This window comes from Streptomyces aurantiogriseus (assembly GCF_014649375.1).
GTDB classification, from domain to species: domain Bacteria; phylum Actinomycetota; class Actinomycetes; order Streptomycetales; family Streptomycetaceae; genus Streptomyces; species Streptomyces aurantiogriseus.
Genome location: NZ_BMSX01000001.1, coordinates 140086 through 154059, shown reverse-complemented (window position 1 = coordinate 154059; position 13974 = coordinate 140086). Strand labels below are relative to the sequence as shown.

15 protein-coding genes are annotated in these 13974 nt (G+C 70.2%); 10 read left to right on the top strand and 5 right to left on the bottom strand.

Translation table 11 applies throughout. The features are described from left to right. The first annotated feature begins 45 nt into the window (after positions 1 to 45). From IE263_RS00700 to IE263_RS00680, 5 genes are all read left to right on the top strand, one after another. Positions 46 to 984, top strand: a complete 939-nt coding sequence (locus IE263_RS00700) for an ABC transporter ATP-binding protein (protein ID WP_184905754.1) — start codon at positions 46 to 48, stop codon at positions 982 to 984. After that, the gene (locus IE263_RS00695) at positions 981 to 1814 is read left to right on the top strand and encodes an ABC transporter permease (protein WP_184905752.1); all 834 of its coding nucleotides are present in this window, start codon (positions 981 to 983) and stop codon (positions 1812 to 1814) included. The genes IE263_RS00700 and IE263_RS00695 overlap by 4 nt, the downstream gene beginning before the upstream one ends. A 33-nt stretch (positions 1815 to 1847) precedes the next feature. Further along, positions 1848 to 3137: a sensor histidine kinase gene (locus IE263_RS00690; RefSeq protein WP_373311822.1), complete on the top strand. Its 1290-nt coding sequence runs from the start codon at positions 1848 to 1850 to the stop codon at positions 3135 to 3137. Then, positions 3134 to 3802, top strand: coding sequence for a response regulator (locus IE263_RS00685; RefSeq protein ID WP_184905750.1), 669 nt, complete (start codon positions 3134 to 3136; stop codon positions 3800 to 3802). Before IE263_RS00690 ends, IE263_RS00685 begins: the two co-directional genes overlap by 4 nt. Before the next feature lie 142 nt (positions 3803 to 3944). Further along, the gene (locus tag IE263_RS00680) at positions 3945 to 4526 is read left to right on the top strand and encodes a TetR/AcrR family transcriptional regulator (RefSeq protein ID WP_184905748.1); all 582 of its coding nucleotides are present in this window, start codon (positions 3945 to 3947) and stop codon (positions 4524 to 4526) included. Here the strand turns inward: IE263_RS00680 and IE263_RS48140 are convergent. The 3 genes from IE263_RS48140 to IE263_RS00665 all read right to left on the bottom strand — a co-directional run bounded on the left by IE263_RS48140 (position 4486) and on the right by IE263_RS00665 (position 6569). Next, a complete protein-coding gene (locus IE263_RS48140; protein ID WP_229910726.1) occupies positions 4486 to 4647 on the bottom strand; it encodes a BBE domain-containing protein in 162 nt (53 codons plus the stop codon). The genes IE263_RS00680 and IE263_RS48140 overlap by 41 nt on opposite strands. A 354-nt stretch (positions 4648 to 5001) precedes the next feature. Then, positions 5002 to 5874 (bottom strand): aldo/keto reductase, encoded by an 873-nt coding sequence (locus IE263_RS00670; protein ID WP_184905746.1) that lies wholly within the window; start codon positions 5872 to 5874, stop codon positions 5002 to 5004. A 68-nt stretch (positions 5875 to 5942) separates the two neighbouring features. After that, positions 5943 to 6569 carry an NAD(P)-dependent oxidoreductase gene (locus tag IE263_RS00665; protein ID WP_184905744.1) on the bottom strand — a complete coding sequence of 209 codons (627 nt, stop codon included), beginning with the start codon at positions 6567 to 6569 and terminating at the stop codon, positions 5943 to 5945. 219 nt (positions 6570 to 6788) lie between these two features. Here IE263_RS00665 and IE263_RS00660 point away from each other — a divergent pair, with 219 nt between their 5' ends. After that, entirely contained in the window at positions 6789 to 8066 is a 1278-nt protein-coding gene (locus IE263_RS00660) for an amidohydrolase family protein (RefSeq protein ID WP_184905742.1), read from the top strand. A gap of 308 nt (positions 8067 to 8374) precedes the next feature. On the opposite strand, the gene IE263_RS00655 is transcribed toward IE263_RS00660, so the two are convergent. Further along, positions 8375 to 8773, bottom strand: coding sequence for a MarR family winged helix-turn-helix transcriptional regulator (locus tag IE263_RS00655; protein ID WP_184905740.1), 399 nt, complete (start codon positions 8771 to 8773; stop codon positions 8375 to 8377). 262 nt (positions 8774 to 9035) lie between these two features. Between IE263_RS00655 and IE263_RS00650 the strand changes: the two genes are divergently transcribed. The 4 genes from IE263_RS00650 to IE263_RS00635 all read left to right on the top strand — a co-directional run bounded on the left by IE263_RS00650 (position 9036) and on the right by IE263_RS00635 (position 12713). Next, positions 9036 to 9947, top strand: a complete 912-nt coding sequence (locus IE263_RS00650; protein WP_229910725.1) for an SDR family NAD(P)-dependent oxidoreductase — start codon at positions 9036 to 9038, stop codon at positions 9945 to 9947. A gap of 52 nt (positions 9948 to 9999) precedes the next feature. Further along, on the top strand, positions 10000 to 11352 hold the full coding sequence (locus IE263_RS00645) for a ferredoxin reductase family protein (RefSeq protein WP_184905738.1): 1353 nt from the start codon (positions 10000 to 10002) through the stop codon (positions 11350 to 11352). A gap of 7 nt (positions 11353 to 11359) precedes the next feature. Further along, positions 11360 to 11860, top strand: coding sequence for an FMN-binding protein (locus tag IE263_RS00640; RefSeq protein WP_184905736.1), 501 nt, complete (start codon positions 11360 to 11362; stop codon positions 11858 to 11860). A gap of 160 nt (positions 11861 to 12020) precedes the next feature. Further along, positions 12021 to 12713: a siderophore-interacting protein gene (locus tag IE263_RS00635; protein WP_184905734.1), complete on the top strand. Its 693-nt coding sequence runs from the start codon at positions 12021 to 12023 to the stop codon at positions 12711 to 12713. 300 nt (positions 12714 to 13013) lie between these two features. Here the strand turns inward: IE263_RS00635 and IE263_RS00630 are convergent, their stop codons facing one another. After that, a complete protein-coding gene (locus IE263_RS00630) occupies positions 13014 to 13970 on the bottom strand; it encodes a thiopeptide-type bacteriocin biosynthesis protein (RefSeq protein ID WP_184905732.1) in 957 nt (318 codons plus the stop codon). Between the last annotated feature and the right edge of the window lie 4 nt (positions 13971 to 13974).

Genomic DNA, 13974 nt, shown 5'->3' with positions numbered 1-13974 from the left:
GGTGAGGCGCCCGACAAGCGCCCGAGGCCGAGGGAAGGCACGCTGATGATCGAGGCACAGCTACTGACCAAGAGGTACGGGGAGAAGACAGCGGTGGACGGGCTGGACTTCACCGTGAAGCCGGGCACCGTGACAGGCTTCCTGGGACCGAATGGCGCGGGGAAGTCCACCACGATGCGCATGATCGTCGGACTGGATGCCCCGACGAGCGGCTCCGTGACGGTGAACGGCCGTCACTATGCCGAGCACCGGGCGCCGCTCCAGGAGGTCGGCGCGCTGCTGGAGGCGAAGTCGATCCACCCGGGCCGCTCGGCGTACAACCACCTCAACGCGCTCGCGCTGACGCACGGCATCCCGCGCAGCCGCGTCGACGAGGTCATCGACCTCGCCGGTCTCGGCAGTGTGGCGAAGCGGCGGGCCGGAGCCTTTTCCCTCGGTATGGGGCAGCGGCTGGGCATCGCGGCGGCACTGCTCGGCGATCCACAGACGGTGATGCTGGACGAGCCGGTCAACGGCCTCGATCCGGAGGGTGTGCTGTGGATCCGCAATCTGCTGACGTCGCTCGCGGCGGAGGGGCGGACGGTGTTCGTCTCCTCCCATCTGATGAGCGAGATGGCGCTGGTGGCGGACCATCTGATCATCGTGGGGCGCGGAAGGCTGCTGGCCGACACGACCGTGCAGGACCTGGTCCGCCAGGCGGGCGGCGACACGGTGAAGGTGGCGACCGAGGACCCGGCGCGGCTGCGGGACGTCCTGGCGGGTCCGGGCGTCGACATCGTCGGCCAGGTCGGTTCCGAGGAACTGCACGTCACAGGGCTCACCACCCGCGAGATCGGGCTGAAGGCGGCGGAGCACGGAATCCCGCTGTTCGGACTGAGCGCGCGAACGGTGTCGCTGGAAGAAGCGTTCATGGACCTGACCAGGGATGCGGTGGAGTACCACGGCACCACGACCGCTATCGACACCCTCGGGAGGGTGGCATGAGTTCCCTTGCTACGACCGTCGAGCCCCAGCAGGAGTCGGCTGCTCTGTCCCGCGCCCGCTACAGGGTGACCGGATGGCGCGTGCTGCGCTCGGAGTGGGCCAAACTGTGGTCCCTGCGCTCGACGTGGATCACGCTGGTCCTCGGCCTGCTGTTCCTGCTGGTGTTCGGGCTGATCGCTGCCTGGCAGTTCGAGTCCGGCGGTCTGGACGAGGACTTCGACCGCTCCACGGCCGTGGACCTGTCCCTGTTCGGTGTGCCCTTCGCACAGTTGGCCCTCGGTGTCCTCGGTGTGCTGGTGACGGCGGGCGAGTACTCGACCGGCATGATCCGCTCGACATTGGCGGCGGTGCCGCGCCGGCTGCCGGTGCTGTGGTCCAAAGCGGGGCTGTACGGGCTCGTGGCGCTGGGCGTCGGCACGGTCGGCGCGTTCGTGGCCTACTTGGTCGGCAACGAGATCCTCTCCGGCACCGAGGCGGCCCAGAGCCTGTCGGACGCGGGTGTCGCACGGAGCCTGCTGGGGGCGGGGCTTTACCTCGGCCTGATCGGCGTGATCGGTGCGGGCCTGGGCGCGCTGCTGCGGTCGGTGGCGGGCGGTATCTCGGTGCTGGTCGGCGCGTTGATCCTGGTTCCCGGGCTGACCTCCCTCCTGCCCGGCTCCTGGGAGGACAACGTCAGCCCCTACCTGCCGAGCGCCGCGGGCGAGTCCATGTTCGCGCTGACGCACGACGCCTCCACCCTGTCTCCCGGGGCCGGCCTGGCGGTGTTCCTCGGCTGGACGCTCCTCGTGCTGGCGGGCGCGGCGTACCGGCTCAGGCGCAACGACGTCTGACCGCCCGGACCACAGACACCGGACCACAGACAGGTGACTTCCGTGAGCATCGACGACACCGGCGGTATGGGCCCCCTGGTCGCCCGGCTGAACCGCGGCGGTCGGCGGTTGCGGCAGGCTGACCGCGCCCGTCCATGGGTGCTGGACACCCTGGTGGTCGTGGTGGCCGTCGTGATGTTCTGTCTGCCGGATCTGCTGCCTGAGGGCAGGGCGGACGGTCCGCCCAGGCTGCGTCTGCAGCTCACCGAGCTGCCGACGACGGCGACGCTGGCGCTGCAGGCAGGGCTCGTACTCCCCCTGCTGTGGCGGCGGCGCAAACCGCTGGTGGCCTTCGGCGTCATCGCGGCCGTATTCCTCCTCCAGTGGTCACTCGGTGCCGTACTGCGCGCGGACATCGCCCTCTTCGTCGCCCTGTACAGCCTGGCCCTGCACGGGAGGCTTCGGCAGCTGCCATGGGCCGGTGCCGTCATGGCCGGTGCCATGGTGCTGGTCGCACTCCGGGTATCTCCGTCCGTGTCCGCCTGGGACGCGCTGTTCTTCCTGCTGAGCACGGCGACCGCGGCACTCGCGCTCGGCCTGGTGATCAGGTTTCGCCGGGCCCAGCTCGCCGGGCTGCGGGAGCGGGCGGCACGGTTGGAGATCGAGCGTGACCAGCGCAGCAGGCTGGCGGTCGCCACCGAACGAGCCCGGGTGGCGCGGGAGATGCACGACATCGTCGGACACAATCTGGCCGTCATCATCAGCCTCGCCCACGCCGGTGCGTACGCCACGGACGTGGCTCCGGAACGCGGCAAGGAAGCCCTGAACCTGATCGGCGACACCGGCCGCCAGGCACTGGGCGAGCTGCGCAGGGTGCTCGGCGTGCTGCGCGAGGCGGCGGACAAGGACGATCCGTCGTCCGGGCCGCTGCTCAGCCCTCAGCCCGGCATCATGGACATCGAGACGTTGTGCGCCGGCGTGCGAGCGGCCGGCCCGGAGGTCGTCTACCGCACGGCCGGAGACATGGACACCCTGGACTCAGGGGTGCAGCTGACGGCGTACCGCATCGTCCAGGAAGCCCTCACCAACACCCTCAAGCACGCCGGTGCCGGCACCCGGGTGAACCTGTCGCTCGTCGCCGAGGACGACCGGCTGGAGATCCGGGTCCAGGACACCGGCGCGCCGGGCCCGGCCGAACCACCCGACGAGGAAGGACACGGCCTGGTGGGCATGCGTGAACGAGCGGCACTCTACGGCGGGATCGTCACCGCCGGACCCGCGGCCCGCGGAGGCTGGCGCGTGGACGTCACCCTCGACCTCACTCCCCAGGACGGTGACCGATGACCACCGTGCTCATCGTGGACGACCAGCCGCTCCAGCGCTACGCCTTCCGCCTCCTGCTGGAATCCGCCCCCGAGACCACCGTGCTCGGTGAGGCCGCGCACGGCGGCGAAGCCGTCCGCCTCGCGGCGGAACTGCGCCCCGACGTCGTTCTCATGGACGTCCGCATGCCGGGCATGGACGGCATCGAGGCCACTCGTCGCATCGTCGCCGCAGGCGACCGCTCCCGCGTTCTCGTGCTGACGACCTTCGACCTCGACGAGTACGTGCACGCCGCCCTCAGGGCGGGGGCCAGCGGATTCCTGCTGAAGGACGTGCGTCCCGAGGAACTCCTCGCCGGTATCCGTGCAGTCGCCGCCGGCGACGCCGTGATCGCTCCCGCACTCACCCGCCGCCTGCTGGACGAATACGCCCAGCACGTTCCGCAACCCGCTGATGATGTCCCGGCCCAGGAAGCAAGACTGAAGGCTCTCACTGACCGGGAGCGCGAGATCCTCGTGGCCATCGGCAAGGGCTGGACCAACGGTGAGATCGCCGCCCACTTCGTGGTGGCCGAGTCCACCGTCAAGAGCCATGTCCGAAGCATCCTGGCCAAGATCGGCGCCCGCGACCGCATCCAGGCCGTGATCTTCGCCTACGATCTCGGACTCGCCCGGCCCAAGAGCTGAAACGGCGGTGGGCTGCTCGCCTTCGCCGTGGCTGGCGCTATGGTGGAGCCAAGCGGACGGGTGTCCGCTATCGGGGTGCGGCGGGCGCGGACGCCTGCCCGGCTGAGCATGAGGTGTGGGCGTGAGCCCGGAGGGAGGGGGCGTGGAGTCCAGAAACGACGGGCCCCAGCGTTCGGACGCACAGCGCAATCGGGAGCGGATCCTGGAGGTGGCGCTGGCCGAGCTGTCGCGTGCCGTGGATGTCCCGCTGAACCTGATCGCCAAGAAGGCGGGAGTGGGACAGGGGACGTTCTACCGCAACTTCCCCAACCGCGAAGCGCTCGTCCTGGAGGTCTACCGCCACGAGGCGCAACAGCTCGCCGACGCCGCGTCGGAACTGCTCGAAACCCGGTCACCCGAACAGGCCCTGCGCGCATGGATGGACCAGCTCGCCCGCTTCGCCGTCGCCAAGGCCGGCCTGGCGGATGCGATGCGTCAGATCGTCGGTACGACGGACGGCCCGGCCCAGCCCGGATACGCGCTGGTGATCAAGGCGATCGAGGCGCTGCTCGCGGCCAATCACGAGGCCGGCGCCCTCCGGCCGGGGCTGACGTCCGACGACTTCATCCTGGCCGTCGCGGGCATCTGGCAGATCGATGCCCGAGGGGACTGGCAGACCCAGAGCGCCCGGCTCCTGGAGATCATCATGGACGGGCTGCGTGCGGGGGCACCCGGACGGGGGTGAGAAGGGCCGCTTGGCCAGGCTGACCAGCGGCCCGGCCAAGGAGGGCACGGAGCAGGTTCCGCGGATCCCATACGGCCTTGACCTCGGCGAGCCGGCGGTACTTGGCCTCGCTGCCGAACACGCCGCGGCGCCACGCCTCGCCTCGGTCCTGGGTGCGGTTGGTGCAGGCATGGGGAAGCGTGTACGGGTGCAGGGCGGATGTCGTCGCGTCCGCCCATGCGTCGAACCGCGCGTCGCGGCACGTCGGCCAGACGCTCGATCGGTGTGCCGACCACGGCTTCGCTGAGCGTGCCGACGTAGCCGCCCCGTACCGCTGCGCGAGGGCCGTACGGGACGATTGCCTCCAGCATGCTGTTCGTCTTGAGCTACGTGGTGGGCCCTACCGTGTCGACGACGGGCGCGCCGAGCGTGGAGAGCCGCCCGATGATGTCTTCGGCGGAGGGACGGGGCGACGGTGAGTGGAGTGGTCCCCGCGTCATGCGAGGTCGGAGAGGTCCTCCGGTGTGAGGGTGATCGACCCGGCGGCCATATTCTCCGCCAGGTGGGTGGGGGACCCGGTGCCGGGGATGGCGAGGGTGACGGGGGCGGAGGCGAGCAGCCAGGCCAGGGCGATCTGGGGGACCGTGGCGCCATGCCGTTCCGCGACCTTGGCCAGGCGGTCCGCGGAGAGGTCGCTGGCGCCGCCGCCGAGGGGGAAGAACGGTACGAAGGCGATGCCGGCTGCCACGCAGGCTGCCAAGAGCTCGGCGTCGTCGCGCTTGCCGGCGTGGAAGTGGTTCTGCACGGCGGCGACGGGCGCGATCGCACGGGCCTCGGCCAGGTGGCCGATGTCGACGTTGCTGAGGCCGAGGTGGCGGATCAGGCCCTCCTCGCGCATCGCGGCGAGCGTTTCGAACTGCGCGGCGATGGACTGGCCGTGGGGTGGTTCCATCGCGCCGACGCGCAGATAGACGAGGTCGAGGCGGTCCACGCCGAGGGTTTCGAGGTTCGTCTCGATCATCGGCCGCAGGGCGGCCGGGTCGTCGGTCTGCCGCAGTCCGCCGTCGGGGGTGTCCCACGGGCCGACCTTGGTGGCGAGAACCAAGGTGTCCGGGTAGGGGTGGAGGGCCTCGCGGATCAGGGCGTTGGCGCTGACGGTGCCGTCATTGCTGCGGTAGAACGAGGCGGTGTCGATGTGGTTGACGCCGAGTTCGACGGCGCGGCGCAGGACGGCGCGACCGGTTTCGGGGTCGCGGGCCGGGCCGGTGAAGCCGTTGGCGGACAGCCGCATGGCTCCGAAGCCGATGCGGTTGATCGGCAGGTCGCCGCCAAGCAGGAAGTCGTGGGAGGTGGAAAAGTCAGGACTCATGGTCGGTCCGTTCGGGGGTCGGCCGCGGGGCGGGGGGTGTGCGTGGGCGGGCCGTCAGGGCTGACTGGTCAGTCCGTGATGACGGCGTCGCGGTGGATCCACTCGGGGCTGTGGGCCGCCTTGTGCAGGAAGTCGGCGACGTCCGCGCGGCTGATCGTCGGGTTGCCTTTCATCGGCAGACGCTCGCCCACGAGATAGGTACCCTTGGCGGGGTCCTTGGTCAGCATGGTCGGGTAGACCAGCGTCCAGTCCAGGCCGCTGGAGCGGATCGCCTTCTCGGAGATCTCCTTGTTCGCGTAGATGTTCCGCAGGAACGTGCGGTACATGACCTTCTGCACGGCGCTCGCCGACCGGAAGGTGTCACCCACGCCGAACGAGGACAGCCAGACCAGGCGGGAGACCCCCATTTCCCGGGCCGCGCCGATCACGGCCGCCGAGGCGCGGGTGAACAGGTCGTCGGCCCGCACGGATGTGCTCCTGCCCAGGGCCGAGATGACGGCGTCCTGTCCGGCCATGGCCTTCGCGACGTCGTGCTGCGAGGTGGCGTCGCCGGCGACGACGGTGATGCGGTCCGCCAGATCTTCCAGCGCCTCCGGCCTGCGTGCCAGGACGGTGACCCGGTCGCCGGACTGAAGGGCCAGGTCGACGACGTGGCGACCGGTGGGGCCGGTCGCACCGAGGATGAGCAGATTCATGGTGGAACCTTCCACTGAGACGTAAGCGGACAGTTGTCCGCCTCTTGGAAAAGTACCGGACAGATGTCCGGTCAGCAAGTGACGGTGATGCGTAGCGGACAGATGTCCGCTACGTTGGATGGGTGCGGACAGCAGTCCGCTTGGCTCCGCCACGTCGAGGAACCTGGCTCGACGTCGGTGTTCAGCCCCGGTTCCAGAGCCCAAGAGATTGGCAGCACCATGACCGACACCCGCATCCTGCTCCGCAACGGTCACGTCATCGACACCGAGCCCGAGCCGGTCGCCCACCCGAAGACGGATGTCCTGATCGAGGGCGGTCGGATCACCGCCGTAGGCCCCGACCTCCCGGCAGAGGGCGCCACCGTCGTCGACGCCACCGACCGGATCGTGCTCCCCGGTTTCGTCGACACCCACCGACACGTGTGGCAGTCGGCGCTGCGCGGCGCGGCCGTGGATGTCGACCTCACCGCTTACCTCGGTCTGGTCCTGGGGCGGCTCGGCCCGCGGCTCGGGCCGCAGGACATCCACACCGCGACCCTGGCCGGCGCGCTGGAGGGCCTCGACTCCGGCATCACCACCCTGATGGACTTCTCACACGCACTGCACACCCCCGAGCACGCCGACGCCGCCGTGGACGCCTTGCAGGCGGCAGGGCTGCGCGCGGTGTTCGGCTACGGCTTCCCCCTCACCGGCTTCGGGAACCACGACGACGTCCGCCGGATCCGCGCGGAGCGGCTGCGGAACGACGACGCGCTGGTCACCATGGCGCTCGCCCCGCTCGGCCCGTCGTACACGCCGATCGAGGTGGTGACCGACGACTGGCGGCTGGCGGCCGAACTGGATCTGCCCGTGACGTTCCACGTCAGCGCCGGCCCCCTTGCGATGCGTCCGGTCTCCACCCTGCGGGAGCACGGTCTGCTGGACGTCAAGGCGCTGTACGTCCACGGCAACTCGCTCGACGACGACGAGCTGGAGCTGATCGCCGACTCGGGCGGCACCGCCTCGGTCACGCCGGGCACGGAGGCGATGTTGGGCATCGGCCGACCCGTCGCGGGCCGCTACCGCCGTGCCGGAGTCACCACCGGCCTGGGCGTCGATGCTGTGACGTCCACGCCCGGCGACATGTTCTCCCTCATGCGGGCAGCGCTGATCGCCAGTCAAGTCGCCGACGGTGCAGCTCGGTTGAGCGTCAAAGACGTGCTGCGGATGGCCACGCTCGACGGTGCCGCCGCCCTCGGGCTGGCCGACCGGATCGGCTCGCTGCGCCCCGGCAAGCAGGCCGACGTCATCCTGCTCCGCCTGGACGACCTCAACGTCCTCACCGCCGACCGCGACCCCATCGCGGCCGTGGTCACCGCTGCCCACCCCCAGAACGTGGACACGGTCCTCGTCGCCGGACAGGTCGTGAAGTCCGAGGGGCGGCTGACCCACCCAAGCCTCGCCCGGACCGCCGACGCTCTGCGGGTCACCGCGGCTGCCGTCGGCAGCGGCAACTGACCCCCGCGGCCGCGCCGCGAGAACGCCCCGGCGGCCGGTCGGCAGGGCCGACCGACCGATCCGGGCGCCGGCGGTTCGGTGCGCCGCGGGGATGCCCTGGTTGAGCAGCCTGGGCAGGTCGGCATGGCCGAGGTGACCGGCGTCGCTGTCGGCATGACCGGGGCGCTGGTGTTGTCCGGCACATGCGGTCTGTGAGGCCGGTCAGCGAGACAAGTCGCCGCAGTCCGAGCTGTCCTGGCACGCACGCCGGCTGTACGTGGCCTGAGAACAAGGCGACCAACGGGCCCCGACCCCGGCGGATTCGAAGATCACCTTTGATCGCGGGAGGGCATCTCGATCCCGCGGGCACGCAGAATGTCGCCCACCTTCTCCAGCAGTCCGAGCAGCTCATCCCGCTCTTCGGGCGTGAGGTCGTCGAACAGCGCTGCCGCCGCCGCTTGCGACGGTCCGAGTTCCCGCTGTGCCACCTCTTTGCCGGCCGGGGTGAGTTCGACGAGCTTGATCCGGCGGTCGTGCCGGTGGCTGACGCGTCGGACCAGGCCCTCCGCCTCGAGGCCGTCCACCAGGACAGTCATGTTCCTGGGGGACATGCCGAGGGACTCGCCGAGTTCGCTCATGCCGGTCGGCTCCCTCTTGAGGGTCAGGCCGAGAAGCAGGCTGGCGCGCGGCACCGTCATACCGCCGCCCGTGGGCATGGTCGCCTGCATCCACCGCCTCAGACCTTTACCCAGATTCGTGAATGCGGCGAGCAGTTGGTGGCCCGTCACGGACCCGTGTGTCCGGTCGGGTGCGCTTGGGTCAGGGGTCGATGTTGACAACTGGTTCCTTATCAATTGATAATGTCCCGGAGGTTACTTTAATGACGATCTCACGGCGGCGTCGTGTCGGCAACCGGCAGTGACTCTCACCGTGGGCGCGCTCCAGGACCGCGCCCCTGACCTCCCGCTGATCAGGACAGGAAACCCCACCATGGATTCCATCGAACCGCAGCGTGTCGTCGTGATGACCGGCGCCACCGCCGGGCTCGGCGCACACGCGGTGCGGCGCATCGCCGTCCAGCCCGGTACACAGGTCATCATCGGCGCCCGGGGAAGCGGCACCGTGCCGCCCGGCGCCGAGATCATCCCGCTCGACCTGGCCTCACTGGCCGGCGTCCGCGCCTTCGCCGACGCGGTGGCACGCCAACTGGGCGATGCCCGTATCGACGTCCTTGTCCTCAACGCCGGCGTGCAGAGCGCCGCCACCGACAAGCGCAGCACGGACGGCTACGAGCTGACGTTCGCGGTCAACCACCTCGCCCACTACCTGCTGGCCCGGCTGTTGCTGCCGTACATGGCGGACCACGGCCGCCTGGTGATCACCACCAGCTCCACGCACGATCCCGCCAACACTCCGATCGCGCCCAAGACCATGGAACCGCGGACGCTGGCGCACCCGAGCGAGAGCGGCTTCGGCAGCGGCGTGCGCGCCTACGCGGCCTCCAAGCTGGGCAATCTGCTGACCGCGCAGTCGCTCGCCGCGCGGGACGAGGTCATGGCTGGCCGGATCTCAGTGATCGCCTTCAACCCCGGTCTCACCGGCGGCACCTCGCTGGGCCGCGACAACTCCCGTGCCCGGCGCGCGTTCCTCACTTTCCTGATGCGCACGGTCTTCCGCGTGGTCGGCTTCTTCAAGCCCGAGTACGTCATGAGCACCGCCGAACGCTCGGGCGAACTGCTGGCCGAAGTCGCCCTGGGGAACGTCACACCGCCGCCCGGCCGGATCTACGTCTCCCTCGTCAAGGGGCAACCGACCTTCCCCGACCCCTCCGCACTGGCACGCAGCCGGGACGCCCGGGATTGGCTGTGGCGCGAGAGCGCGGCCATGGTCGGCATCGACTGAGCCGGCGTCTTCCGCTGCCCCGCGGTGTCCCCACGCCCGAAAGGAAGAGGTCATGACCACGGTGCACCGGGAGCAGGCTCCCCCGTCCCCGCCGTCCGTGCGGCGTCGCCCGCCGGCGCCATTGCTGCTGGTTCTGCTGTGGGCCGGTGTGGCCGCCGTGGTCGCCCTGTGGTGGCAGAACACCGGATCGGTGGTGGGCACCGCGGGCTGGCTGACCGCTGCGGGGCGGATCTCGGGCCTGCTGTGCGGGTACTCCTGCGCGGTGCTCGTCGGTCTGATGGCCCGGGTGCCGTTGCTCGAACGCCGGATCGGCTCGGACCGGGTGGCCCGCTGGCATGCGATGGCCGGGCGGTACACGATCTGTCTGCTGGTCGCGCACGTCGTGCTGATCATCGCCGGGTACGCCGCCCTGGCCCAGGTCTCGTTCTGGGAAGAGGCGAACACCGTCGTCTTCCACTCCCCGAGGGTGCTCCCCGCAGCCCTCGGGACGATCGTCCTGTTCGCTGTCGGGCTCATCTCCGCGCGGGTGGTCCGCCGTAGGGTCAGTTACGAGTTCTGGTACTACCTGCACCTGCTGACGTACGCGGCGGTGTTCCTCTCCTTCGGCCATCAGATCGTGCTCGGCGCGGAGCTCGCCGGGAACCCGGTCGCCAAGGCCGCCTGGTTCGCCCTGTACCTGAGCGTCCTGGCGCTGGTGGTGTGGTTCCGGGTCCTCACCCCGATGTGGCTCAACCTGCGCCACCGGCTGCGGGTGGGGTCGGTTCACCGGGAAGCGCCGGGTGTGTGGTCCGTCGTCATACGGGGCCGACGCCTGGAGAAGCTGGGCGCCGAGCCCGGGCGGTTCTTCCGGTGGCGGTTCCTCACGAGCGGCATGTGGTGGACGTCCACGCCGTACTCGCTGTCCGCACCGCCTGACAGCGCCCGACTGCGCATCACGGTCAAGGCGCTCGGGGACCACAGCACGTCGGTGCCACGTCTGCGGCCGGGCACACGGGTGTGGGCGGAAGGCCCGTACGGGGCGCTGACCGCCGACCGCCGGACCACCGGGCAGACGCTGCTGATCGCGGCCGGGGCGGGCATCACCCCGCTGCGCGCCCTGTTCGAGACGCTGCCGGGCGAGGTGACGCTGCTGTACCGGGCGCACTCGGCCGAGGACCTGGCGCTCGCCGGAGAGCTGGAGTCCATAGCCCGGGCGCGCGGCGCCAAGGTGCTCTACGCCCTCAACGCCGCGGACGGCTCACGGCCCCGCCTCAGCCCCGGCGTACTGCACGGCATGGTGCCCGAACTCGCCGACCACGACGTGTACCTGTGCGGACCCTCCGGGTTCGCCGAGGACATGTACGAGGCACTGCGCGCGGCCGGGGTCCCGGACCGCCGTATCCACCACGAGTCTTTCGAGCTGTGAGGCCCTTATGCACCCGTTGAAAAGGACCAGCCCACTGCGCCGGATCGTGCTGGCGAGCGCCGCCACCGTCTCCGGAATGGTGCTCCTGCTGTCGCTCAAGCCGCACTCGCCGCCCGGGATCACCGTGGCCGCGCCCGTCCCGGCCGGCACGGGCGAGGCGTCGTCCGGGCCCGGAGCCTCATCCGATTCCGGCGTGCCCACCAGCCCGGGCAGCGGATCGACCGAGACCGGCACGAAGACCGTCACCGGTGACGCGGTCGACACGATATGGGGCCCGGTCCAGGTCCGGATCACCGTGCAGGACGGCAAGATCACCGAGGCCGACGCCGTGACGTACCCCAAGGCCGATCCGCTGGAGGAGCAGCTCAACGAATACGCCGTCCAGCAGCTGAACCAGGAAACGCTGACCGCGCAGAGCGCGGACATCGACGTGGTGTCCGGGGCCACGTACACGAGCCAGGGCTACCAGCAGTCCCTCCAGTCGGCGCTGGACGCAGCGATGAGGTGAACGCAGGGCGCCTCCCTGGTCGGAATCGCCCAGCCGACCGTCCCACGGTGCCGAACTGCCATCGCGAGCCCGCCGACCGCGCTTCGGCCAAGCCGACCTGCTCCCGCCGTTCCCGCACACCTCACCTACCCCTGTTCCCCCATGAGCTGAGGAGCCACCCATGCCCGCCACCGCTGTGCTGAACCCCGTGCTCGACCTCCTGTTCATCCGCTCCACCGTGACCAGGGCCGAACCGATCACGGCCCGTATGCGCCGCTTGCGCGTCGAGGCCGACAAACTCGCCGGTCTCGACGTCCGGCCCGGACAGCAGGTGCGCGTCCTGGTCGGCGGGCTGACCCCGCGGACGTACTCCGTGTGGCGCTACGACCCCGCCGGCGCCGTCGAGTTGTGTGTGCTGGACCACCCTGAAGGCGGCCCGGGGGCCGAGTGGGGGCGAAGCGTCCGGGTCGGCGAGCAGGTGCGGCTCCGCAAGCCGGAGGGCACGTTCACGCTCCGCCCCGACGCCGCCCACCACGTCTTCGCCGGGGAGGAGACGGCGTCCGTCGCCTTCGGGGCGATACTGGACGCGCTGCCGGAGGGGGCTCGGATCTCCGGGTGCGTGGAGACGGACACGGCCGCGGACCGGCTCCCGATGCGCCACTCCGACCGACTCGACTGGCTGACCCGAGGCGGTACGTCACTCCCCGACGGGATACGACGCCTCGCTCCCGAGCCGGGCGGGGTCGCGTACGTCGCAGGGGAGGCACGCACCGTCCAGGCCGTACGGCAGCTGCTGGTACGAGAGTTGGGCTGGGACCGTCGGTCCGTGCTCACCAAGCCGTTCTGGGCGCCGGGCAAGAAGGGGCTGGAGTAGGGCCGGTCCGAGAATGGTCTAGACAACCAGCAAACCCCAGGTCGGGGCCTGTGCCGGAGCTCGGTGGCCGCATTCTGAGCTCTGACGATGCGCTCCTCGGCGGCAGCGGCGTAGAGGGCCCGCCACCGATCCAGGTAGCCGGGCCGTGGTAGGACGGTGGGCGGAACAGGGGCGGGGTAGGCGGTGTGGCAAAGTCCGTTGTCCTCTCTTCCTGCTGCCGGGGAACACACCAGAATGAGTGCGGCTGGTTGCACCCCACCAGCCTCATGACAATCGGCCACTGCATGACGCCGACCACGTTCAACTTCCGAGGATTGCTTCCCGGGCTGCGCGTGCCCAGACGGCCTGTTGGCGGGTGGTGAAGCCCATCCGGTTCCAGTGGAACAGGATGGGCCGGGTCAGGATGCCGCGCAGGCCGAGCTGAAGGTTGCCCGCGCGTGCTGCGTCTGCGAGGGCTTGGCCGCAGTGTTCCAGTCCGGTCGCCCAGTTCCCGAGCGGCGCGAGTGGGCCGTCGGTGAGTGCGGGGCCAGCGTCGAGCGTCAAGAGTCGCTGTACCGAGGCCACTATGCTGCTGACCTGGTCGTGGTGCACGTCGACGGGCAGTGGGCGTCGTGCTTCGACCTGCCCCCATACGTCTCCCTGTTCGCCCCACTCCAGCCCGGCGGCACGCAGCAGCAGAGTGGTGACGAGGAGGGAGGTCTCTTTGGGGCCGGGGAGCCCGCTGGTGCCTTCGGTCACGTGTTGGTGGTAGTCGAGGACTCCGACGCTGTCGGTGTGGAACAGGGTGTGGGCGAGCGTCATGCCGTACGGGCCGCCGAAGGCGATGGTTTCCGGCTCGTACAGGAAGGGCCACCACCGTTTGGCGACGCCCAAGGACAGGGCCCTGTCGAGTACTTCGGTGAGGTGCGCGATAGCGTCCTCCATCTGTGTACCTGGGCCCGGCTGGACGCGTAGGCGCCAGCAGGGGTACTTGCGCACGAACCACCATGCTCCGATCAGCCCGTTGCGCAAGGCGGGCAGGAGATAGGCGCTGAAGGTTCGTTCCGCCGTGGGGTAGTCGGTGAACTCGATGTTCACCTGGTACCAGCCAGCGGGTTGCAGATCGAGTGCCGCTCGCCCGGCGGCGCGGTAGCGCTCGGTGGCCTCGGCGAGACGCTCGGGCGACGTCTGCGCTCGTCCAGCGGCCTCCGTGAGCGGGGTGCCGGTGAGGACGGCCAGGATGGCCTGCTCGATGGTGTTGCTGTCGGTCAGGTTCATCCGG